The 21821-nt window shown below is 50.8% G+C and carries 22 protein-coding genes and 1 tRNA gene; 3 read left to right on the top strand and 20 right to left on the bottom strand.

Annotated elements, in window-relative coordinates; genetic code table 11:
• Positions 1–168: 168 nt before the first annotated feature.
• On the top strand, positions 169–2880 hold the full coding sequence (locus HFN16_RS17065) for a SulP family inorganic anion transporter (RefSeq protein ID WP_168891889.1): 2712 nt from the start codon (positions 169–171) through the stop codon (positions 2878–2880).
• Between the two features lie 35 nt (positions 2881–2915).
• Here the strand turns inward: HFN16_RS17065 and rfbD are convergent, their stop codons facing one another.
• The 11 genes from rfbD to HFN16_RS17010 form a co-directional block, all read right to left on the bottom strand.
• The gene (gene rfbD, locus HFN16_RS17060) at positions 2916–3785 is read right to left on the bottom strand and encodes a dTDP-4-dehydrorhamnose reductase (RefSeq protein WP_168891888.1); all 870 of its coding nucleotides are present in this window, start codon (positions 3783–3785) and stop codon (positions 2916–2918) included.
• A complete protein-coding gene (gene rfbB / locus HFN16_RS17055) occupies positions 3785–4801 on the bottom strand; it encodes a dTDP-glucose 4,6-dehydratase (RefSeq protein WP_168891887.1) in 1017 nt (338 codons plus the stop codon). The genes rfbD and rfbB overlap by 1 nt, the downstream gene beginning before the upstream one ends.
• Before the next feature lie 94 nt (positions 4802–4895).
• The gene (locus tag HFN16_RS17050) at positions 4896–5348 is read right to left on the bottom strand and encodes a tRNA (cytidine(34)-2'-O)-methyltransferase (protein ID WP_168891886.1); all 453 of its coding nucleotides are present in this window, start codon (positions 5346–5348) and stop codon (positions 4896–4898) included.
• Positions 5348–6058, bottom strand: coding sequence for a molybdopterin-guanine dinucleotide biosynthesis protein MobB (locus HFN16_RS17045; protein WP_168891885.1), 711 nt, complete (start codon positions 6056–6058; stop codon positions 5348–5350). The genes HFN16_RS17050 and HFN16_RS17045 overlap by 1 nt, the downstream gene beginning before the upstream one ends.
• Before the next feature lie 18 nt (positions 6059–6076).
• Complete coding sequence (locus HFN16_RS17040; protein ID WP_168891884.1) at positions 6077–6733, bottom strand: ABC transporter ATP-binding protein; 657 nt, start codon at positions 6731–6733, stop codon at positions 6077–6079.
• Complete coding sequence (locus tag HFN16_RS17035; protein WP_168891883.1) at positions 6734–7429, bottom strand: ABC transporter permease; 696 nt, start codon at positions 7427–7429, stop codon at positions 6734–6736. It abuts the gene before it with no gap.
• Positions 7430–7486: 57 nt separating this feature from the next.
• Entirely contained in the window at positions 7487–8311 is an 825-nt protein-coding gene (locus tag HFN16_RS17030; protein WP_168891882.1) for a substrate-binding domain-containing protein, read from the bottom strand.
• Between the two features lie 45 nt (positions 8312–8356).
• On the bottom strand, positions 8357–8743 hold the full coding sequence (locus HFN16_RS17025) for a LysR family transcriptional regulator (RefSeq protein WP_168891881.1): 387 nt from the start codon (positions 8741–8743) through the stop codon (positions 8357–8359).
• Positions 8744–8880: 137 nt separating this feature from the next.
• Positions 8881–9717, bottom strand: coding sequence for a ThiF family adenylyltransferase (locus HFN16_RS17020; RefSeq protein WP_168891880.1), 837 nt, complete (start codon positions 9715–9717; stop codon positions 8881–8883).
• 5 nt (positions 9718–9722) lie between these two features.
• Positions 9723–9950 carry a MoaD/ThiS family protein gene (locus tag HFN16_RS17015; RefSeq protein WP_168891879.1) on the bottom strand — a complete coding sequence of 76 codons (228 nt, stop codon included), beginning with the start codon at positions 9948–9950 and terminating at the stop codon, positions 9723–9725.
• Between the two features lie 114 nt (positions 9951–10064).
• Entirely contained in the window at positions 10065–11792 is a 1728-nt protein-coding gene (locus HFN16_RS17010) for an aldehyde ferredoxin oxidoreductase C-terminal domain-containing protein (protein WP_168891878.1), read from the bottom strand.
• 187 nt (positions 11793–11979) lie between these two features.
• Between HFN16_RS17010 and HFN16_RS17005 the strand changes: the two genes are divergently transcribed.
• Positions 11980–12543, top strand: a complete 564-nt coding sequence (locus HFN16_RS17005; RefSeq protein ID WP_168891877.1) for a hypothetical protein — start codon at positions 11980–11982, stop codon at positions 12541–12543.
• Here the strand turns inward: HFN16_RS17005 and HFN16_RS17000 are convergent.
• From HFN16_RS17000 to HFN16_RS16960, 9 genes are all read right to left on the bottom strand, one after another.
• Positions 12540–12872: a hypothetical protein gene (locus HFN16_RS17000; RefSeq protein WP_168891876.1), complete on the bottom strand. Its 333-nt coding sequence runs from the start codon at positions 12870–12872 to the stop codon at positions 12540–12542. The two genes, HFN16_RS17005 and HFN16_RS17000, sit on opposite strands and share 4 nt — an antisense overlap.
• Positions 12873–12994: 122 nt before the next feature.
• Positions 12995–13071, bottom strand: a tRNA-Val gene (locus HFN16_RS16995).
• A 79-nt stretch (positions 13072–13150) separates the two neighbouring features.
• Positions 13151–15256, bottom strand: coding sequence for an FAD-dependent oxidoreductase (locus HFN16_RS16990; protein ID WP_168891875.1), 2106 nt, complete (start codon positions 15254–15256; stop codon positions 13151–13153).
• Between the two features lie 10 nt (positions 15257–15266).
• The gene (locus HFN16_RS16985) at positions 15267–15842 is read right to left on the bottom strand and encodes an RnfABCDGE type electron transport complex subunit A (RefSeq protein ID WP_168891874.1); all 576 of its coding nucleotides are present in this window, start codon (positions 15840–15842) and stop codon (positions 15267–15269) included.
• Positions 15843–15851: 9 nt separating this feature from the next.
• Complete coding sequence (locus HFN16_RS16980) at positions 15852–16529, bottom strand: electron transport complex subunit E (RefSeq protein ID WP_168891873.1); 678 nt, start codon at positions 16527–16529, stop codon at positions 15852–15854.
• Between the two features lie 9 nt (positions 16530–16538).
• Positions 16539–17117 (bottom strand): RnfABCDGE type electron transport complex subunit G, encoded by a 579-nt coding sequence (rnfG, locus tag HFN16_RS16975; RefSeq protein ID WP_168891872.1) that lies wholly within the window; start codon positions 17115–17117, stop codon positions 16539–16541.
• A 3-nt stretch (positions 17118–17120) separates the two neighbouring features.
• Complete coding sequence (locus tag HFN16_RS16970; RefSeq protein ID WP_168891871.1) at positions 17121–18101, bottom strand: RnfABCDGE type electron transport complex subunit D; 981 nt, start codon at positions 18099–18101, stop codon at positions 17121–17123.
• Positions 18098–19297 (bottom strand): electron transporter RnfC, encoded by a 1200-nt coding sequence (locus HFN16_RS16965; RefSeq protein WP_168891870.1) that lies wholly within the window; start codon positions 19295–19297, stop codon positions 18098–18100. The genes HFN16_RS16970 and HFN16_RS16965 overlap by 4 nt, the downstream gene beginning before the upstream one ends.
• 13 nt (positions 19298–19310) lie before the next feature.
• Positions 19311–20057, bottom strand: coding sequence for a cytochrome c3 family protein (locus HFN16_RS16960; RefSeq protein ID WP_168891869.1), 747 nt, complete (start codon positions 20055–20057; stop codon positions 19311–19313).
• Positions 20058–20360: 303 nt separating this feature from the next.
• On the opposite strand from HFN16_RS16960, the gene HFN16_RS16955 reads away from it, so the two are divergent.
• Positions 20361–21794, top strand: coding sequence for an alkaline phosphatase (locus tag HFN16_RS16955; RefSeq protein WP_247648509.1), 1434 nt, complete (start codon positions 20361–20363; stop codon positions 21792–21794).
• Positions 21795–21821: the final 27 nt, after the last annotated feature.

Raw genomic sequence — 21821 nt, 5'->3', positions numbered from 1 at the left:
TTTAGGGGCGGAACGAATTTTTTTTGAAAAAAATGATTTCGAGGTTTTCAATCACTCCCTTGCGCAGGCTTCAACCTTCACGTATGTATTGCAAAAGTAAAAGAGTCTATGGGCCGGGCGAGATTCGTCGGGCTGCTCATAATACACAATCGGATTCGGTGGTGCTGCGTGGCGATTTTCAAGTGTGATTCCTGTGGATACGAGCGCGATGTTCCCGATAAGCTGACGGGAAAAAAAGCGAAATGCCCTGATTGCGGTCATGGTGTAACCATTTTTGATACCCTGACGCAGGAAGAGGAAGTTGATGAGTCGTCTTCTGGTGATCAAGACGAGTTTTTGGATGGAAGAGAATCTGCTCAGGAGCAAAGCACTGATGAACTAAATCTGGATAGTGCTGATATCACCGTAGACTTAAGCGATGATGCAGACGATATCATTTGTGATAACTGCGGGGAGGTTGTTGATCGTCATGCAACAGTTTGCCCGAAATGCAGTAATCCTATTTCACAGTCAGACGAGTTCCCGGAATTGACCGAGGACCATGTTGACGTCAGTGATTTGGCTGATTCCACCGAGCCCCAAATTTGGGAAGCTGAATTTTCTGGCAACGGGGAGGAAACTGCCTCCTTGGATGATGAAGACGATGATGGTCCGAAGTGGAATTTCTTTGAAGGCAATATTGCTTTGAATATCTTTGCTGGCCTGGTTTCAGGCTTGCTTGGTTTCTTTTTTGCTGTGGCCATGGCTGTATTGATTTCGGCTCAGCAGGATATGCATGAATTTCTTCCTTACGTTCTTGCCACTTCTTTAACTGGCATGACTGTCGGCAGTATTTTCTTTTCCTTGCAGACAAGAATCCCCTTTGCGCTGTCTGGTACAGGGCTGGGGATGTCGGCAGTCTTATCCCTTTTGGTGGGAAGTATCTGTCGGACCATGGTAGGCACAGCTTCGCCAGAGGTTATTATAGCCACCGTTATCGGGGCTATTGTAGTTTCCACGTTCGTAACAGGTTTTACTTTGTGGTTGATTGGCAAGCTGAACGCTGGACGATTGGTCAGTTATATTCCCATACAAATAATCGGTGGTGTCATCGGGGCAATTGGTGTCTTTGTTATCGTTGGCACCCTGGATTGGATAGGCCCCTTGTCTATGGATTGGACCAATGTGGCCGTTGGCGTTTACAAGTCCCTGCCTGATATGGATGGCATGCACAGCATGTGGACCATGGGACCTGGCGTTGTTTTCGGTTTTATCCTTTTTGGTGGTTTGTCTCGATACAAAAATTCTTTGTTCCTGCTCGGTTTGCTGCTGGTAGCATCTGCAGTTGGGCACGTCGCATGGATGTGGTGGGATGATGAGTTGCTCAAGTCCTTGGCTGCGCCCATTCCGCATCTTGAAAACGGGTTACCTGTCTTTGCCGTCCAGCTATTGAAAGAAGGACTTGGTGATATCCGCTGGGATGTTATTCTGGCCAACAATCTCTATATTGGTGCGTTGGCGATGTTCATGGTGTTATCAACCATGTACCGGGTAACTCGTCTCGAACTTTTGCAGGGACGTGAGTCAGATCTCAATCGTGAGTATCGAGTTCTTGGTCTTACCAACATCCTTTCCGGATTGTGTGGCGGCACACCTGTCGTCATTTCCTATGGTCGTAGTGCTGGCAACCATGCCACTGGTGGACGTGGCCCTGTTGCGGGCGTTGTCGCTGGTTTAGTGTGTGGTGCTGGACTGTTTTTTATTAATCACATCATTTTTCTTGTCCCCCGATTTGTACCTGAGGGGTTGTTAATCTTTTCCGGCTTGGCCTTCATAGCCAGTTGGATGTTCCGCACTCGTACAGCATTCACTCGTCGTGACGATCTCTGGATGCTTTGGATTACGTTCTTTATGAGCATCGGCTTCGGACTTTTGGTTGGAGTGGGATTTGGCGTTGCCCTCGCGCTCATGGTCACCGTGGCGCGCAGTAGTAAGGGCGGCTCAGTTCGCAACGTTCTTTCTGGAGCAAATCATCGCAGTAATGTTGATCGAGCTCCGGCACAGTTGCGTACTTTGAAAGAGTATGGGGATCACATTCTCATTCTTCGTTTGCAGGGTTTTCTTTTTCTTGGCTCAATGAGCAGCCTCCTCAAGAAGATTCAGGATCGATTGGAAGCGCGAAACATGCTTTCAGTTGAGTACCTTATTCTCGATTTTAAGATGGTTACAGGGCTGGCGTCTGCTGCTGGAGTCGGATTCGATAAATTGCGGAAGCTTACAGAGGAACATGAGGTTCAGGTCATTATCACCAGTGCTCCTTTGGAGTTGGAAGAACATCTCGAGGAGAGTGGATACTTGGGCGCTGAGGCAGGAGCCTTCAAGGTCTTTTTCAATTTGGATTACGCCATGGAGTGGTGCGAGAACCATGTACTTGACTCCGAGAATATGTTGGAAATGAAGCAGATGACTCTTGCCGAGTTACTCGCGCCGGTGTTCCCGGAACCCAAATATATCCCCGCACTGATGAAGGTCATGAAGCGTGTGGATGTCAAGAAGGGTGAGGCGGTATTTCGGCAGGGAGATAGCTCTGATTCCATGTATTTTGTGGAGTCTGGTAAGCTAGATGTCGAGCTTGAGCTGGAAGGCGGTAAGCTGCTTCGTCTCAAGAAGGTGGGGCCTGGTGCTGTGTTCGGTGAAATGGGTATTTACACGCTGGCTCCCCGGTCTGCTACGATTAGAGCCGCTGAGAAGTGTGTGCTCTACATGATGACCACAAACAAGTTGAACGCTGTAGAAAAGCGCGCTCCGATGCTGGTGACAACTATCCACCGTTTTATGATCAATATGTTGGCTGACAGATTGAATGATGCCAACTTCAAGGTTCGCGATTTGATGGATTAAAGAAAAAGAGGAAGCTGGTCAGGCTTCCTCTTTTATTACTTCTTCAGTTCCTTTTTTACATACTCTTCTAGGGCTTCTTTCCAGTGTCTTGGCGTTTCGCCTGTAGCCTGAGTAAAGCGTCCGAGATCCAGAACAGAGTATCTGGGGCGAGTCGCTTTGGTTGGGTATGCGCTGGATGGAACGGGTTGCACATCACAGTCAATATTTGTCAAGGCGACTGCTGCGGAAGCAAGGCCATACCATGTGGTGTCGCCAGAGTTGGCGAGGTGATAAATGCCTGTTGCGTCATGCTCCAGTAATTTGACCGTATTGGTTGCCACATCTGGAGCGTAGGAGGGTGAACCTGTCTGATCGTCGACGACACTGAGGGTGTCACGCTCCTCAGCCAAGGAGAGAATCTTCTCCACGAAATTGATTTTCCCCGGACCGAAAAGCCATGAGATGCGAATGATCAAAGTCTTTTCGTAACCCAGAGCTAAAAGGTTTCGTTCCCCTTCAGCTTTGCTGATGCCGTAAACGCTAAAAGCGCCAGTTTCATCATATACCGTGTAGGGTGTCTCAGAGTCGCCTTTGAAGACGAAATCCGTACTGTAGTGGACAAAGGGAATACCTCTTCGAATGGCCTCGGCTGCCAGCAATTGCGGAGCAGTCGCATTGAGGGCAAACGCGGCCTCTTCTTCGTCTTCCGCCAAGTCCACGGCTGTGTATGCAACCGCATTGATAATGAGGTCCGGATCACGTCTGTTGAGCAGCTTTTCCACCTCAACAGGCTCAAGAAGATCACAGTCTTTGCTGGAAAGCGGATAGACTTTGGCTCCTGTGCTGGTCAGGGCTTTGGTTAAGGACTGGCCAAGCAGGCCTGTCTTGCCTCCGAAGATGACTACTCGCTTGCCTTGAAGGTCCATTAGGAACGCTCCTCGTACCAGGTATCCATGAAATTGCGGTATTCACCACTTTGGACTTGTTCCAGCCAAGTGGCGTTGGTTTTGTACCATTCGATGGTCTTCTTGAGTCCTTCTTCGAAATTCACCGTAGGAGCAAAGCCAAGTTCGTCGGCGGCAAGAGTGAAGTCCATGGCGTAACGCTTGTCATGGCCGGGGCGGTCTTTGACGTAGGTAATGAGAGATTCAGGTTTGCCCACAACGGAGAGGAGGGTTTTGACCACATTGATGTTTGTCTCTTCCGCGTCTCCACCAAAGTTGTATGCTTGGCCCTCTCGGCCTTTGAGCAGAGTCAATTCAACTCCAAGGCAGTGGTCGTCCACGTAAATCCAGTCACGAACATTGAGGCCGTCGCCATATACAGGCAGGGGCTTGTCAGCCAAGGCATTCATGTACATCAGCGGAATGAGTTTCTCTGGGAACTGGTATGGACCGTAGTTGTTGGAACAGCGAGTAACGAGCACTGGGAAACCGTATGTCTCGAAATACGCTCGTGCCATCATGTCTGCACCTGCCTTGCTGGCAGAGTAGGGGGAGTTCGGTGCAAGCGGAGTGGTCTCTTCAAATTTGCCTTCGTCGCCGAGAGTGCCATACACCTCATCCGTTGAGATGTGTACGAAGCGATCAATCTTGCGTTGGCGGGCACATTCCAACAGGTTCTGCGCTCCCTGCACATTGGTGACGACGAACGGAGAAGGATCATTGATGGAGCGGTCTACATGGGATTCCGCCGCAAAGTTGATCACGGCGTCCACTTTGTTGCCGTCGAGCAGATCCATGATCAGGTCGCGGTCACAAATGTCGCCCTGAACGAAGTCGTAGCGGTTTTCGTTTTCTTCCAGGTCCAACAGATTCAGTCGGTTGCCTGCATAGGTGAGCTTGTCCAGATTGGTGATGGACCAGTCCGGATGCTTCGCGAGCATAAGGCGGATGAAGTTGGTGCCGATGAAGCCGCAGCCGCCGGTAACAAGTAATTTCATATGGTTATGTGAGTGTTTTGGTTATCGTATTGTGGGCATTTTTTCGCCAGCGCAACAATACAGTTCGCAGCAGAAAAAAACAAGCTGCAGTCAGCTAATCTACGATTAAATCAGTCTGGCGAAGGGCTTCGAAAAGAAGAATACCTGTGGCAGTGGAGAGGTTGAGGCTTCTTACTTCGCCCCAAATGGGAATACGTACCCCAACAGGGTATTGCTCCATCATCTCTGCTGGCAGTCCCCGAGTCTCAGGGCCCATTACGATTGCATCGTCAGGATGAAACTCAAATCGATGATGTGGGGTAGCGGCCTTGGTGCTGGCCATAACCATACGTGGTGGATTTACGGTATTCACGAAGTGATCGAAATCAGGATGCACTGTCACATCAACATGAGGCCAATAGTCAAGCCCTGCACGTTTGAGGTGTTTGTTATCGATCTTGAAACCTAGCGGTTCTATGAGATGAAGCGGGGTCTTTGTGGCAGCACACAGACGAGCAATATTGCCGGTGTTAGGGGGAATCTCCGGCTCAAAAAGTACGATGCGCATTATACGTCCAGTTTGATGGTAGCCTTGCCCGGAGAGTATCCTTTCAAGGTGCGAATCATCTCGCGGATAGCGGCAGATACAATGTCTTCCACAAAAGGTTTCATGCCCAATGGAGCACCATTGATGTCCACAGAAATGGAATTTTTGAGGGCTAAACATGCGTCAGGGGTGACGAGCCCTTTCACGATATCGACTGCCAGACCTTTACAGTCCGGTCGTCCGCAGGTCTCACAGTCCATTCCGGGGAGAAAGAATCCCTTTTCAAGCACCGTTTCCGCTAACTCCTTGATGGAATTATGGGCCTGAATCCCATCAATGGTCTCGTCTCCGTAGGTCGCAATGGCCAACTCGGGAGATAGCCAGTCTGTGCCATCGGAGAGGTCTCCATACAGGCAAAGAATGCGTGGGAGGTAGCCCAGAGATTTACCGCCTTCAACGATCAGAACATCAGCGGTAAGAAGAGGAAGGATATCTGGGAGAAAGCGTTTATCTGTCCAATGGACAAAAGTTTCGCTTGGGCCTAAGCCTGCCACCGTGTCGCAGGTTTTAGCGTATTGAGCGGTGTCAGTGTCCTGTTTCCAGTCCATACCGTGATGGCTGAACTTGGCTGCTGCCACGGTCAGGCCCATTTCTTTAAACTGCTTTGCGAGCTGCAGACCAAGGGTTGTCTTGCCCGAATTTTTGGGGCCGACGATGGATACTGCCTTCATGGTTCTCTCCAGTCTGTCCTAATTAATATCGGTGATTTTGCCGTCTTCCAAATGAATGGTCTTATCGCTTACTTCTGCCAGCCATGGCAGGTCGTGACTGGCGATGACCAAGGTGGTGCCGTTTTTGTCACGTGCGCTGAGTGCTGCTTGGCGAATTAAGGCCGAACTCTTGACGTCAAGGCTGGCTGTGGGTTCGTCCATTAGTAACACGCGTGGCTTGAGCACCAGTCGAGCGGCGAGTGCCACGCGTTGTGCTTCGCCACCGGAAAGTTCATACCACTGTCTGTCAGCAAATTTTTCAGGTTCCAAGCCCACCATGATCAGCGCGTTATGGACTTTTGTCGTCTTGTCCGATTTTCCACGCACTTTGAGTCCGTATGCCACATTGGCGTGGACAGTTCGCTTGAGCAGGTAGGGCTCCTGTACCATCAGTGTGACTTGTCTATGGACTGCGCCGAGCTTGATGGATGTTTTGGCTCCCATGAATTTTATGGTTCCATGGGAAGGGGCATCCAAAAAAGCAAGCATGCGTAGCAGGGTGGATTTGCCTGAACCATTGGGGCCGGCCAAACCGATGATGCTCCCAGGTTCAATGTCCAACTTGTCGATGGAAAGGGCGGTGCGTCCAGCGTACTCCTGTCGGATGTTATTGAGAGATATAATTGGAGTCGCCATTTAATGCACTGCCTTCTTCTTGAGTCCAGAAGTAAAAATGTTTACCAGCAGTGCCACTGTGAGGAGTACCATGCCGAGCGCAATGCCTACGGCAAACTCGCCTTTACCTGTTTCCAGAGCGATGGCTGTGGTGATGGTACGGGTGTGCCACTTGATGTTGCCGCCCACCATCATAGAGATACCGACCTCAGATACGATGCGTCCGTAAGCGGCCATGGCGGCAAGCATGATGGAGAAACGGGCCTCCATGACCGTGGCCCAAAGAATCTGCCTTGGGTTGGCACCCAGTGTCGTGAGGGTCATGGGAAGGCGTTTGTCCAGACCTTCCACTGCATTGGCTGTCATCGCTATGATGATGGGCAGCCCGAGCAACGTCTGCCCCATGGCCATACCGGGAAGGGTGAATAAGAGGCCTGTACTGCCAAGTGGTCCATTTCGAGTGAGGAACGCATAGACGAGAAGACCGATAACAACTGTAGGGAAAGAGAGCAGGGTGTCCACGATGGTTCGGACAACCTTTTTACCGGGAAAATTTTTATGACCGAGGAGAAAGCCGAGGGGGATGCCGGTGGCGAGGCTGCATACCATTGAGATGGTGGAAGCCGCTACTGTCGCCCAAATCGCGGAGTAAGTTTCGGCGTTGCCTGTGAAGAGGAGAACGAATCCCTGTATGAAGCCTTGAATCAGATAATCCATTTGTAATCCTTAATCCGGGGGGGACTTGGCGTCCCCCCGGCAAGACTCATACTCGGATTACTTAGCGTTGGGAATGAAAAGCTTCATACCCAAGAGCTTGAATTCGCCGATTGCCTTCTGGGTGGCGGGAGATGCCATCCATGCGATGAACTGCTTGGCCATTTCGTACTGAGCGTCCTTGCAGTGCTTGGGGTTAACAGCCAGGCCGGAGTACTGGTTGAACAGCACCTTGTCGCCTTCCACGAGCACCTTCAGAGGCGGGTTGCCGCCGTTGGTGTGGGAATACTTGATGTAGGTGCCACGGTCAGTCATGGTGTAGCCCTGCTTTTCATTGGCGATGTTGATGGTCGGGAGCATGCCCTGACCGGTCTGAACGTACCAGTCCTGCTTTTCGGGAACTGCCATGCCAGCAGACTTCCACAGGGAAATTTCTTTCTTGTTGGTACCGGAGTTGTCGCCGCGGCTGGTGAAGGGAGCTTTCTTGGCAGCAATAGCCTTCAGAGCGTCGGTAACGGACATGCCTTTGACGCCTGCAGGGTCGGATGCGGGACCGATGATAACGAAGTCGTTGTACATCAGCTCTTTGCGGTCAACCAGAACGCCTTTGTCCATGTACTTCTTTTCAGCGCCGGGAGCGTGAACCAGAACGACATCGACGTCGCAGTTTTCGGCCATTTTGAGAGCTTTACCGGTACCGACAGCAACGAACTTGATCTCAACGCCAGTGTCTTTTTTATACTGAGGAACGATGAGTTCATCCAGAAGACCAGTGTTAGCGGTGGAAGTGGTGGTTGCCATCATCAGGGTTTTGCCTGCCATTGCGGGCACGGCCAGCGCCACGGTGAGGACGAGAGCCAGAGCAACAGAGTAGAAGCGTTTCATTCCAAATCTCCTCAAGGGGTTGTAGTTTGCAGGTTTACACAATAATTATTCCGTATCGTCACGATAGAATTCGCCGGATTTAACGGTATCCATTTCGAGTACTTCGGATGCCCGTTTTGTGGCGTAATCCTCTACATCAACATAGAATTGCAGGAATTTTTCCATCAGCTCTTTGCCGAAAGGCGACAAATTGAATCGTTGGCCTTTGCCCTTTGTCTTCTCAACTAGCGGGCGGCCGATTCTTTCCTCGGCATTCTTGAGTTTGCCCCATGCACGTCTGTAAGACATACCCAGTTCTTCGGCGGCTTTTCGTAAAGAGCCAAGTTTTTCGATGTGTTGTAGCAGCAGGGTGCTCCCGATGCCTATGTAGATTTCATTTTCCTGTTCGATCCAGACCCGAAGGCGAAGCGTGGCTTTGTCTCTTTGTTTCATGGCGCTCTGTTTGTTCGCAGTAAAAGACTTCTTCGTATTATCCTCTAGTCGGTAAATACGAATATATGCAGCAGCCGCCGTATTAAGTCAACAGAAGCACAATACTCTTAGTCTGACACCAAAAAGTGAATGGCGAACTATAGGGTGATTTTTTCAAACGTCAATGATTTGAGATCTATCACCATAATGGTACCAGCAAGGGGGGATTTTGAGCCGGTGAGGAGGCGTACTGTTTCGGCAGCCATGAGAGAAGCCATGAAAGTGACGGAGGGGGCAGGGCATCCAAGTTTTTCCTCGGCGCCGTTGTCGTCGCCCATGATGTTTGCAGGACCGACCTGTCCGGGCAGCACCACGCCAACATATCCAGTCCAACCTGCCAGCGCCCCGGTAACCAGTGGGATGTTCTTTTGGGCTGCTGCCTGTTGCAGGGCGAGGCGCATTTCGAGGCCGCCCAGTGCGTCAATAGCAACGTCGGCACCTTCAAGAAAATCAGGTAAGTTGTCTTTTGTCAGGAAACTGTTGTGTCCTTCAAAAGTTGTGGAAGAATTGAGACTTGCTGCGCGTTTGGCCGCTGCTTCGGCTTTGGGAATACCAATCGCGTCAGGCATGGAAAGCAACTGCCTATTGAGATTACTTTCTTCGAAAGTGTCACCATCTGCGCCACGGATATACCCGACACCTGTGCGGAGGAACATTTCGAGTAAGTTCCCTCCGAGCCCTCCTAAGCCAACCTGTGCAATGCGCGATTCAAGCAACTGAATCTGATCAGTGGCCGTTATGGAATCCATGTTGCGGAGATATCTTGTGGGAATGATGTCTCGTTTGAGCGCTTCGGCTTCGACCGTGTGGCCGGGCATGTTCAACTGTTGTGCTATTTCATCAACTGCACAAACAGATACGATATCGCCTGTTCCACCTTTGGGGAGGTCGATATTGACTGCCTGTTGACGAAGAAGGTCACCAAGTGACGCCATAAAGCTTAGCCTCCGCCCACCGGCGGGAACAGGCCGACGCGATCGCCGTCCTTAATCTCTGCGTCGTGGTCAGATCGAAGGGAGTTGATAAACATGAGGGTTACGTCCTTTTCAGGTACACCCAGCTTTTCGATCAGAGAGCGAATGGTCTCACCTGCATCGATGGGGTAGTCCTCATGATTTTCCGGAAGATACTTGGCCAGTGTGGCAAACATTTTGATTTCGATACCCATGCAGTGAATCTATTCATTTGATCGCAAGGGGTCAATGCGATGATAAAAAAATGTGAACAAAAAAAGGCCGGAGAAATATCTCCGGCCTTTGATTTCGTCGTTGTGATTCGGCTGTTAGGCCTTGGCACCCTGAAGTTCATCTTCGTTGATGTCCCAGGTGACGTTGTGAGGCGGCAGGGGCTCGGTTTCGAAGAAACGAGGCAGCTTGTCGTCCATCTTGGTGAAGCCGGCACGTTCGTTGAATTCCTGCTCGTCCTTCATGGCGTTGGCGCCGAGAGCAACCAGATCGTCAACGGAGAAGTCATTGCCGGTCCAGGACTGCACGAGGTCGGCCATGACCTGTACACCGTTTTCGGAGTCGAGGACTGCGAACGCGACGAACAGGCAGAAGCCCATGGAGTCGATGGCTGCGGTAGCAACCTGCAGGTTCTTGGAGAGCTCTACGTTACCCTCTTTCTTGTGACCATCAACAGTGCCGCCGACGCCGAGGACGTTAGCGGTGACGCCGTAACCGGCGGTGTGGTCAGCGCCCATTGCGGAGGTGGCGTAGGTAACGCCAACACCCTTAACAGCGCGCGGGTCGTATGCGGGCATGGACTGGTTCTTCACGATGGGAAGACGATCCACGCCGAAAGCGTTACCAGCGAAGCCAACGCCGTTACCAATGATCATGCCCATGGGATCGCCAGTGCCGACCTTCTTGAGCAGTTCAATGGCAGCTTTGCCGTCACCCCAAGGGATGATGCCGCCATCCATGGCAATGGCGATGGTGTTACCGATTTCGATGGTGTCCATACCCTTTTCGTCACAGAGGCGGTCAAGGGTAGCGATGTCGTCCATGTCTTTGATCATGGCGTTGGCGCCGAATGCCCAAACAGTTTCGTACTCGAAACCAGAGGTCAGGTATTCGCCCTTGTCGTCATTGTACTGCTGGGAGCACTGCATGACGCAACCGACATGACAACCTTCGGTGGTCTTGCCTTTGCGGGATTCGATGATCTCAGCGATCTTTTCGCCGGAGATCTCAGCGGAGTGATCAACCTGACCGTAACGGAAGTTCTTGGTGGGCAGTGCACCAGCTTCGTTGATGACGTTGACCAGAACGGAGGTACCGAATGCGGGCAGACCTTCGGATGTGACCGGGTGGCCCTGAAGAATCTCGACCCAGGTCTTACGGGAAGCCTTGAAGGAGTCTGCGTCGGCCGGGGTGACTTTGTTATTCACAGCGGGATCGAGGATGATGGCCTTGATCTTTTTGGAACCCATGACAGCACCGGTACCGCCGCGACCCGCGGAACGAGCAGGGCGCTTGTAGGGGTCGGTGAACTGGATGGTAGCAGTCTGGCGTACGGTTTCACCGGCGGGGCCGATCATGGCTGCAACCAGTTTGTCGCCGTATTCTTCGAGCAGTTTGTCGTGGGCGGGGTAGTTGTCCATGCCAACGATGTCAGTGGCATCTTTGAACTCGACCTTGTTTTCAGAAATAACGATGGTGGAAAAAGGAGCCTGCTCTGCGGGCTTGTCTTCCAGGATGATGGCGAGAAGGCCCATCTTGGGCATCTTGTGGGCGAACAGGCCGCCGGAGTTGGATTCTTTGATGCCGCCGGTGAGCGGAGATTTGGTTCCAACGGACACACGACCGGAGTTTGCAGCGGTGGAGCCGCCCAGCAGACCGGTTGCGATAACAAGTTTGTTCTCTGCGCTCAGAGGATGACAGTCGGCTGGAACTTCCTTGTTGATCACGCGGGAGGTCAAAGCGCGACCGCCAAGATTGACATACGGGCCTACTTCCTCAAAGGAATACGATTTGGTGCGGGTGTTGATTCTAAGAATTCTTGCCATAACAATCCTCAACTTGGTTTTGGTTACAGGCACTTGCGAACAGATGCCTGTTAATTCATCTCTTGAAACAGAAACTATATACATGACGTGAAGAAATTTTGTCAAAGAAAACAATGGACTATGCTTAGGTAGGCATAATGATACTTGGGGTTATTTGTGGTATGTGAAATCCAGCAAGGAGCAAAAAATGAATAATGTCGAATGTCTGGATGTAGTGATGAGTGCAGATGCGCTTCCTGCTTGGAAATTCATACTGCAGAAGGGGTTTTTTCTACGAGGCCCTTCCGGTTTGACGGTTCGGGAATTCATAATGTCGAAACTCGGGTATGATTTTGATTTCATCGATGAGGATGTGCGAACCATTTTTCGCAATAATAGTCCGGTAGATGGAATTGATGAGGTTCATGTCCAGGAAGGTGACAAGCTCGCGCTTGGAGGGGCAATGCCTGGTTTGGTGGGCATTGTTATGGGACGCGACAATCCCTACAAGTCGTTTCGAAAAGACATTTCATGTCATGACGATGATGCTGACACTGCTTCAGAACAGAGTATTCGCGTGTTTATGAAGATATTCAGTACACTGGTCACCAAGACTGGAACAGATATCCTGGCCCGCGGCATTGAGATCAGTCATGCCGAGCTGGGAGAGTTGATTCAAAAGAATAAAGCCCATCTCTTGTCAGGAGACGGGCTAAGTAAACTTGATAATGATCCAGAGAGTTTTATCAGGGTCAAAGTCGCTTTTGCCTAATTCCCGCAGTTGGCTGCAGATTGATACGATTCCAGTTTTTGAATCTGTCTTTTGTATTTCATCTGAGCAATTAAATCTTCAAAGTTGTATTGTACTCGATTGTCGTAAAGGGCTGTGCGAATTCTTTTACACAATACCATTTTTTCTTCAGCAGGTATTCCTGTCAGGGCTGGACCATATTCAGTTTCAGCCTCTTTGAATGCCTTTTCGGCAATGCGAAATTCGGAATCGGCCATTCTACGCATTCGCAATATGTCGCTTTGAGCGAAAGCGTTTGCAGCAAAGCAAAACACTAGTGAAATGCAGGCAAAGAGTAATGCTTTTTTCATGAAGAACTCCGTTTGTTTTTGCTTTTCATATCATGGGCTAAATTTTCTCGAAAGCACTCAATCCGTTTCTTACAAAAGAAAACCGGCAGCCAGATAACTGACTGCCGGTTTTGTATGCATAGTGGTGGGCGATACGGGATTTGAACCTGTGACTTCCACCGTGTGAAGATGGCACTCTGACCAACTGAGTTAATCGCCCACTTAGGTCTCCTGAAGTGACTTACGCCGCGACAGGAGATTTCATATATATGTAACGTTTTTGGTTTGCAAGTCTTTTTTTAGGGAGTCTTGACGCATTCGTTGGCGGTACACTCCTGTCCTTCTTGAAGATCTCGGTTGTAACAGGTGAGTCCACAGCGCAGGCAGCGACAGGTTTCTTCTTTGGTTTCCTTTTCTGTGAGAGTGCCTTCCACTTCCTTGAATGTGCAGGTCCGCTCGTCGCATTCAACAAGGTGCGGCATTTTGGGTTTAGAACGAATTCCAACGTCCGGGACATCTGTAAAGATGGTGTAGGGAATCATTTCCCTCTGGAGTTTGCTGGAGTAGTGAGGTGCGCCGTCTGTCAGGTACTGGTGGATTGAGCGAGCGGCTTTGCGGCCTTCGCCAAGAGCGGTAATGACCAGCGCTGGGCCGGTGTGCATGTCGCCACCGGTAAAAACATCGGGCAGAGCGGTTTGCAGAGTGTCCGGATGTGCTGCCAAAGTGCGCCAGCGGGTTTCTTCAAGATCACATGCGCCATTGTCATCATAAAGGCAGCTCAGCTCCGGCTTCTGACCGATGGCTGTGTATACCGTGTCACACTCGATGAGAGATTCCGATCCTTCAATGGGGACAGGACGACGACGTCCGGATTCGTCTGGTTCACCTAATTCCATTTTGATGTATTCGACGTGAGTCACTCGGCCATTATCGTCACTTATTATCCGGTTGGGTGCGGCCAGGAATAGGTAGTTGACGTTTTCTTCTTCAGCACCAACGATTTCTTCGATGTTGGCGGGCATTTCGTCGCGAGTGCGGCGGTACATCATGGTTACATGGGCACCAAATCGTACGCCGGAGCGCGCCGTATCAATGGCAGTGTTGCCGCCGCCGATGACAACGGCTTTCTTGCCAATACCTGTTTCCACTCCAAGTCCTACTTTGGTCAGGAACTCTGTACCAGTCTCCACGCCTTTTGCGTCTTCCCCTTCAATACGCAAGGTCATATTCATCCATGCACCAATGCCAAGGAACATCGCCTCGTAGCCTTCTTCTCGAAGACTGCTGAGGTTGAAGTCCTTACCGAAAAACTGATTGCATTTAACGTCGATACCGAGATCAAGAATGCCTTGAATTTCCCAGTCCAGAATATCTTTGGGCAGGCGATATTCGGGGATACCGTATCGGAGTTGTCCGCCCAGTTTGGGCATGGATTCAAAAATGGTGGGATGGTGTCCCAGACGGCGCAGGAAATAGGCACAGGAAATACCAGCAGGGCCACCGCCTACGATGGCGATGCGACGTCCTGTGTCAGGGGCGCAGGGAATGGGTAAGCGAGTACCTGAATTCATTTCCTGGTCTGCCACGAATCGTTTGATCATGTTGATACCGATGGGCTCGTCTACATGTCCGCGGCGACATTGGGTTTCACAGGGGTGTGGGCAGACGCGGCCAATAGAAAGAGGCATGGGGATGCGTTCGCGAATAGTCTCCAGCGCTCCTGCATAATCTCCACGAGATGCTTGTTCAATATAGCGTGGAATATTGATCTGGCCGGGGCAGCGCTGACGGCATGGGGCGAGGCAGTCTGTCTCGAGGTTGAGATGAGTAATGCGGGCAGACATTCCCCAGATAGTGATGACACCACGTGGGCAAACCTGGGCGCAACCACCGCAAGCTGTGCAGAGAATGGGGTCAACAACAGGGTAGCCGTCGGGGCCCATTTCAATGGCGCCGAATTGGCAGGCTGTGACGCAAGTCCCATAACCGAGGCAACCTTCGGGACACATTTTGTTACCGCTGTATAGCATGTGCTGGGCACGACAATCGGGAACACCCTTGTAGTCGTATGTCTCTTCTGCGCGGGTACCGCCAGTGCAATCGACAAAGGCGATTTGTTTTTCCATGGATGAGAATTCAAGTCCCATGATTTCCGCAACATTGGTTGCGACTTCGTCGCCGCCGATGACACAAACTGTGGCTCCTGCTTTACCTTCCACTACGCCTTGAGCCGCACCTGCGCAGCCGGGATATCCACAACCGCCGCAGTTTGCTCCAGCCAAGACTGCCTCAACCTGGGCGATTCGTGGATCTTCATAGACATAGAGAAGCTTTGAAGCCACAGCCAGAATGACTGCTGCCGTAAAGCCAATGCCGAGGAGGACGAGAACGGATGATGTGATCATTCATATACTCCTATGAGGCCATGCCTTTGAAGGCGAAGAAAGCAAGGGACATGAGTCCGGCCATGATCAGGGCAATGGGAGTTCCCTTGAGACTGACTGGTACGCGTGCCAAGTCTAGTCGTTCGCGAATACCTGCCAGTACAACCAGCGCGAGCATGAAACCAGCACCAGAGGCAATGGAAAAGATGACGGTTTCCAACAAAGTGTATTCTTCGCGCTGACATATGATGGCAATACCCAGCACCGCACAGTTGGTGGTGATCAGAGGTAGAAATATGCCAAGGGATTTGTAGAGTGGCGGGATAACCTTTTTCAGAAACATCTCTACGAACTGCACCAGCGCTGCGATAACCAGAATGAAGCAAATGGTCTGGAGATAGGCGAGGTCATTAGGGCCAAGGAGATATTTCTGAACGCACCATGTAATTGAGGCGGCCATGGTTGCAACAAAGACGACGGCCAATCCCATGCCGATCGCGACACCTGAATCTTTGGAGGTTCCGATGAAAGGACAGTTGCCGAGATATTGCGCCAATACGATGTTATTGACGAAGATGGCGGCGATGACGAGTACGAAGTAATCCATGCTGTCTCCTTACACCGTGGGCTTTTGGGCACACATGCCGCAAGTCTTGCAGTCGTGAACCGGGCCTTCTATTGCATCAAGGCCGCGAGTTTTACGTTGCCAGTTGGTGAATGCGTTCATCCCCGCCAGCATCAGGCCGAGGCAGACGAATGCGCCGGGAGCTTCCACCATGAAGGTGAAGGGTTCAAACCAATCGCCAAAGAGGTGCATGCCGAACCAAGTGCCGTATCCGAAGATTTCCCGAATGGAGCCGAGAAGAGTCAGTGAGATGGTGAAGCCTATGCCCATGCCCAAACCGTCAGCAACTGCAAGGTAAACAGGGTTTTTGGATGCGAAGGCTTCGGCCCGACCAAGGATGATGCAGTTAACAACAATCAATGGAACAAAGATGCCGAGCTGTTGATAAAGCGGGTAGGCAAAGGCTTGCATCAGAAGTTCCACACATACTACGAGTGATGCGGCCACGACGATGAAGCAAGCGATACGGACTTTGCTTGGGATGAGTTTTCGCAGCATGGAGACCAGCATATTGGATAGGGCCAATACGAAAATAACAGCCATGCCCATACCGAAACCATTGTAGGCCGTCTTTGTTACTGCCAGCACTGGACAGAGTCCAAGTACGAGCTTGAACGGCGGCAGGTCTTTCCACAGGCCTTTGGAGAATTCCTTCCATAATCTACTCATATTAATCTCCTAGGAACCCCAGGCCGTGGGGAGCTTGTCCTTGAGTTGCTGAAAAATCTTGATGGCGTTGTTGACCGCAGTGACGGTTGCAACAGAAGTAATGGTGGCACCGGATATTGCCTGAATTTTGCCACCATCTTTTGTCAGGGCGATGTCGTTTGCAGGTTGATTGCGGAATTGATCGCGGTAGTCGGCTTCGCTGGCGCGGGCACCAAGCCCAGGTGTTTCTTTCATGGTGGTGATGCCTATGCCTTCCACTTTGGAGCCGTCTACCGATAGTCCAATCATCACGCCGACGGGACCGCCATAGCCACCACTGAACTGTTCAAAGGCGACACCAGTAAGTTTGCCGTCCTTTAATGCCGGAAAGACTGTAATGGGACCATCGGCCGTATCAAACGTCTTACGATCTTTAACCGGGTTGTTGTTATAGTCCGTAAAGACTTGCGCCAAGGCAGGGCCTTGAACATAGGTCAGAACCTGTTCTTCGATGCGGTTCTTCGTGGCTTCACGAACTGTAGCCAGTGTCAATCCGGATATGCCGCAGATAAGCGACAGTACGAGGACCATTTTCAGCATATCTCGCATATCTTAATCCTCGTTTTCGTTTGTGAGATGGTAAGGGCCACCAAACGGTTTTGGTCGGATGCGATCCAGAAGAGGGGTGAAGAGATTCGCCAGTAGAATGGCGAAGGGAACACCGTCTGGGTAAATGCCATAAACACGTATTATGATGACCATAGTTCCAGCCATGAGGCCGTATAGCAGACGGGGAATTTTGCCTATGGGGGATGAGGCCGGATCGGTGGCCAGGAAGATTGCACCGAAGATGGTACCGCCTGACAATAAGTGGAACAGTGGCGGAGCATATCCGGTCGAATCAATTAGTTGATAGATGTAGGCTGTTCCCAGCACCCCTGCAACAAAGGCTGTAGGGATCTCCCAAGTGATGTGTTTCCTGACAAGGAGGAATACGCCTCCAGCCAGTAAAGCTGCAATCTGAACTTCGCCTAATCCGCCGAGTTGTTTGCCAAGGATAAGGGAAGTTGTATCCAGTGATTGTATTGATTCGACGCCGAAGAATTTGAGCTGTTGGAGCGGAGCAGGCAGTTCGGACATGAGCATGGTTGCATTGGTGTCCATGAAATCGCCCCAGGAAATTCGACAGATGGCCCATCCTACAAGCGGAGATGCAAGCGGGTTGCCGCCCAAGCCTCCAAAGATCATCTTACCTACAACGATGGAAGAAGTTGCACCAATTGCCACTAGCCACCATGGAGCTGAGGCTGGCAAGAGGAAGGCAAAGAGCAGCCCAGTATGGATAGCACTTAGATCATCAATGGATAGTTCTCGTTTGGTTATGTGATTGCAAATGGCCTCACTGAGAATTGCCACGGCGCAGGAGAGAGCCATTACCCGGATGGCGCCCATGCCAAAGGCGACAATGGCCATAGCTATCGCTGGGAACAATGCCAGAATGGTTTCCATCATGTAGCCTTTGATGGTCCGACCACAGTGAACGTGTGGCGCGACAGCTACGGTGAGTATAGGCTGGATCGGTTTGGTGATCATCGTTCACCTCCGTGTGCCTCTTTGGTTTCGTGAGAGATAGCTTCGTCTGTCTGATTGGGGAGTCTTAGAAGTGCCAGCTCATACTTTGCATGCCGGATATATTGAAGCAGGGGGCGTTGGGCCTTGCACCAATATCCGCAAATGCCGCATTCAATACATGAATGAATGTGGAAATCCTCCGCACGATCGTATTGTTTGAATTCGGAACAACGGCTGAGCATGCCAGGCATTATCCGGGCAGGGCAGTGACGTTCGCATTCTCCGCATCCCAGGCAGAAGTTATCCGTGGGATTCAACCCTTCCCCGTTTCGAATCAACATCAGCCCAGTAGTGTCTTTGTCGACGCCTTGCTGAAGGTTGAGAGCAGGCATGCCCCGCATAAGGCCACCGAGTATGACGCGGTCGCCCGGCTGAACAGCTGCACCGGCTTCCTGTGTTAGCCACCCAACGGGGGTGCCAATCTTTATGAGATGATTCTGACTTCCGATGGTCATGACAGTTTCTGTCAAGGGACGCCCGGTTTCAACAACTTTGCCGATGAAAAAGAGATCTCGCACTGACAAGAGCACTGCTTCCGCAGGTTTGGTCCCGAGTAGAACTTCTTGGCCCGTTACGGCTCTAATAACCATTGGATCGAGGCCGTTCGGGTATGTTGGAGATACATGGGTGACGGTGCAATTGGGGAATGCATTGGCGCGGTTTCCCTTTGCAGTTACCAAATACATCTTTGATGGCGTGACAATTCGTTTAACTGTCTCAAGTCCCAGTTCGACGGTTTTACGATAGTCTCGTAACAATGGTTCGTACATTGAAATGCCCGGCTCTGGAGGAACTGCATTGATGATTAAGGTCGTCGCACGGTAGAGGGAGCCTACATTTATTCCTTGTTCCCGAAGCCATTTGCGAACATTAACGTCTTCCATCGGAACTTTTTCCACTTGAGTGCGGTCTTCTCCAGTCACCTCAATAAGGATATGGTCGTCAGCAATCTCCTTAATCGTGCCCGATGAAGGCGCATGAACATCGCCCAAACCGGAGATGTTGGCCGTTGCGATTTTCGTCCCGGCTAACACCTGATCTCCTGGAGAAGGTAAAATCGTGTGCATGTGGATGGGAACTCTCAGTTCGGGAGGTTCATTCCCTTTGACGAGAGGACCGGTTTCGCCGGTGAGCAGGCTGAAGCTGAATGTAGTCATATCGTTCGGTCCCCTATTTCATATGACATTGGTAACAAGCGTCATCGCCAAATGGGCCACTGCCCTGTTCCTCGTGACATCCCATGCACTGGCCGTGGAAAGCTGCAGTTGTGTTGGGCACGAGTTGGTCCAGAGGTTGAGTATGGCAATCGGAGCATGCTTGTGGATTAGGATTCTCGTCCTTGGCCATCTGTCGAGTGTGACAGTTGGTGCACCCCTTAAGGCCGTCTTTGTACATATCGTCGTGGCAATCAGCGCAACGCGCATGGTTGGCTTCTCTCAGATTGGTCGGCACTTTCTCTGAGCCTTCCTGCTCATGGCAGTTGGAGCAAGCTTGTGGAGCAGGTTCCACAGAGGGATCGTGGTGACATGCTTCACAGTCGTCTTCCACATAATCTTCAGCGTGGTCCTGATGAGAAAATTTGTCGATGATTGCACCGGGGTGATGACAAGTCTTACAGTATTTGTCGTCTATCTCTTCCTGATGCCTTTCAACGAATGCCTCATCAAACTTCTTGGCATGACAGTCCGCACAGCGTGGCGGTTGTTGATCATTGCCGGAAGTATGATGGCAGTATGCGCAATTATTCTCTTCCAATTCAATGTGTGCTTTGTGCGTGAAAAGGACCTTGCCGCCCTTGTTCTCCAGCAGAGTGCGGACCGGTGGTCCGTCAGAATGGGCGGGGACGAGATATCCAATCAGTGCCGTGGCAAAGAGGATTCCGGTTAGTATGAAAATAGGCAGGTAACGTCTTTGCAATGAACAAACCTCGGATTTTTACGTAATGGGGTCTTATAGCTGAAAATGAGCCGTCAAGTCCACAACCAACTAAATTTTACGGAAAATGTGTTGGGTTCACCCAGATGAGCGTTTTGTTCCCATTCTGTAACGACTGCGTAACTTCGAATGAAGAAACGATCATTTGATCGTAACGCGACAGGCGTACAAATGAGCGCATTAAAAATTGAATTTTGTTAAACCATGAGGAGGTTTGCAATGCGTTTTTTTGGAAAGGATTACAAAGGGGCGTTGGCTCTTGTAATGAGTGTGTTTCTGATTGCGATGATGGGTATAGCCTTTGCTCCTGTCCAAGCTGAAGCCAAAGGCAATTACGCCAAGTACGTTTTTCTTTTTGTTGGTGATGGGATGGGATTGCCGCAGCGTGCCGCCACTGCTGCCTACACAGGCAAGCCGCTTGTTATCGACACGATGCCTGCTCAGGGTATCACCACTACTTTTGCCAATAATCGATTCATAACCGGTTCTGCCGCTTCCGCCACTTCTCTGGCCAGTGGTATCAAAACCAACATCAACTATATTGGTGTGGATGAGAACTTTAAGCCCGTTAAGACTCTTGCTGAGATGGCTCGCGAGCAGGGAAAGAAAGTTGGTATTGTTTCCAGTGTCTCCATCGATCACGCTACTCCTGCAGCTTTCTACGCCCACGTGAAGACTCGCAAGATGTACCATGAGATCGACCACGCTCTGGCTGAGTCTGGTTTCGATTATTTTGCTGGTGGTGGGCTCAAGGACCCTGCAGGTAAGAAGTCTAAGGCTCCCATGGGCGATGCCCTCAGCAAGCTTAAGTCCAATGGCTATAAGGTAGTGACCAATAAGAAGGACTTTCAGGCCATCAAGCCCGGCGACGGCAAAGTCATTGCTTGGAACGAATGGCTTCAGGACGGCAAGGCTCTGCCTTACGTCATGGATATGACCAAGAAAGACATCACGCTGCCTGAGTTTACCGCAAAGGGTATCGAGATGCTCGATAACTCCAAGGGTTTCTTCATGATGGTTGAAGGTGGCAAGATTGACTGGGCTTGTCATGCTAACGATGCCACCGCTTCCATCACCAACACCATTGCCTTTGACAATGCCGTCAAGGTTGCCATGAACTTCTACAATAAGCACCCGAAGGATACTTTGATTGTTGTTACTGGTGACCACGAATGTGGTGGTCTTACTCTTGGTTTTGCTGGTACCAAGTATGGTTCCCACTTCGATATTTTGGGTAAGCAGAAGGTCTCCTTTCAGAAGTTTACCGATGAAATCATGGTAGATTTCAAGCAGAAGAATGGTTCTTTTGCTGACATGCAGAAGATCATCACTGCTCAGTTCGGTCTTAAGTTCCAAGGCGATGCCAAAACCGACCCTCTGGTTCTGGCAGATTACCAGGTTGCCGAGCTGAAAGCTGCATTTGAGCGTTCCATGAAAGGCGATGAGAAAGCCAAGGGCGAAGCTTATCTGCTCTACGGAGAGTATGATCCCATGGCCGTATCTATTACACACGTGCTGAACCAGAAGGCCGGCCTCGGCTGGACCTCCTACAAGCACACTGGTGTGCCTGTTTCCACCTCCGCCATCGGTGTGGGGAGCGAAATGTTTAATGGTAGTTATGACAACACTGATATTGCCAAGAAGATTATGCAGGTGATGGGCCTTCCGGCCAAACCCCAGTATGTGGAATTCGGTAAATTCAAGGTCGCTTCCAATTAGTAGTAATCCATTAATGGGCGGATCGTG

This window comes from Pseudodesulfovibrio sp. zrk46, assembly GCF_012516435.1.
GTDB lineage: Bacteria > Desulfobacterota > Desulfovibrionia > Desulfovibrionales > Desulfovibrionaceae > Pseudodesulfovibrio.
The sequence above is the reverse complement of the archived record's forward strand: the minus strand, read 5'-3'. Positions and strand labels throughout refer to the sequence as shown.

Excerpts from the sequence above, each read along its gene's own strand:
- rfbD (WP_168891888.1), bottom strand. The coding sequence starts at position 3,785 with ATGGACCTTCAAGGCAAGCGAGTAGTCATCTTCGGAGGCAAGACAGGC.
- rfbB (WP_168891887.1), bottom strand. The coding sequence starts at position 4,801 with ATGAAATTACTTGTTACCGGCGGCTGCGGCTTCATCGGCACCAACTTC.
- HFN16_RS17050 (WP_168891886.1), bottom strand. The coding sequence starts at position 5,348 with ATGCGCATCGTACTTTTTGAGCCGGAGATTCCCCCTAACACCGGCAAT.
- HFN16_RS17045 (WP_168891885.1), bottom strand. The coding sequence starts at position 6,058 with ATGAAGGCAGTATCCATCGTCGGCCCCAAAAATTCGGGCAAGACAACC.
- HFN16_RS17040 (WP_168891884.1), bottom strand. The coding sequence starts at position 6,733 with ATGGCGACTCCAATTATATCTCTCAATAACATCCGACAGGAGTACGCT.
- HFN16_RS17035 (WP_168891883.1), bottom strand. The coding sequence starts at position 7,429 with ATGGATTATCTGATTCAAGGCTTCATACAGGGATTCGTTCTCCTCTTC.
- HFN16_RS17030 (WP_168891882.1), bottom strand. The coding sequence starts at position 8,311 with ATGAAACGCTTCTACTCTGTTGCTCTGGCTCTCGTCCTCACCGTGGCG.
- HFN16_RS17025 (WP_168891881.1), bottom strand. The coding sequence starts at position 8,743 with ATGAAACAAAGAGACAAAGCCACGCTTCGCCTTCGGGTCTGGATCGAA.
- HFN16_RS17020 (WP_168891880.1), bottom strand. The coding sequence starts at position 9,717 with ATGGCGTCACTTGGTGACCTTCTTCGTCAACAGGCAGTCAATATCGAC.
- HFN16_RS17015 (WP_168891879.1), bottom strand. The coding sequence starts at position 9,950 with ATGGGTATCGAAATCAAAATGTTTGCCACACTGGCCAAGTATCTTCCG.
- HFN16_RS17010 (WP_168891878.1), bottom strand. The coding sequence starts at position 11,792 with ATGGCAAGAATTCTTAGAATCAACACCCGCACCAAATCGTATTCCTTT.
- HFN16_RS17005 (WP_168891877.1), top strand. The coding sequence starts at position 11,980 with ATGAATAATGTCGAATGTCTGGATGTAGTGATGAGTGCAGATGCGCTT.
- HFN16_RS17000 (WP_168891876.1), bottom strand. The coding sequence starts at position 12,872 with ATGAAAAAAGCATTACTCTTTGCCTGCATTTCACTAGTGTTTTGCTTT.
- HFN16_RS16990 (WP_168891875.1), bottom strand. The coding sequence starts at position 15,256 with ATGATCACATCATCCGTTCTCGTCCTCCTCGGCATTGGCTTTACGGCA.
- HFN16_RS16985 (WP_168891874.1), bottom strand. The coding sequence starts at position 15,842 with ATGGATTACTTCGTACTCGTCATCGCCGCCATCTTCGTCAATAACATC.
- HFN16_RS16980 (WP_168891873.1), bottom strand. The coding sequence starts at position 16,529 with ATGAGTAGATTATGGAAGGAATTCTCCAAAGGCCTGTGGAAAGACCTG.
- rnfG (WP_168891872.1), bottom strand. The coding sequence starts at position 17,117 with ATGCGAGATATGCTGAAAATGGTCCTCGTACTGTCGCTTATCTGCGGC.
- HFN16_RS16970 (WP_168891871.1), bottom strand. The coding sequence starts at position 18,101 with ATGATCACCAAACCGATCCAGCCTATACTCACCGTAGCTGTCGCGCCA.
- HFN16_RS16965 (WP_168891870.1), bottom strand. The coding sequence starts at position 19,297 with ATGACTACATTCAGCTTCAGCCTGCTCACCGGCGAAACCGGTCCTCTC.
- HFN16_RS16955 (WP_247648509.1), top strand. The coding sequence starts at position 20,361 with ATGATGGGTATAGCCTTTGCTCCTGTCCAAGCTGAAGCCAAAGGCAAT.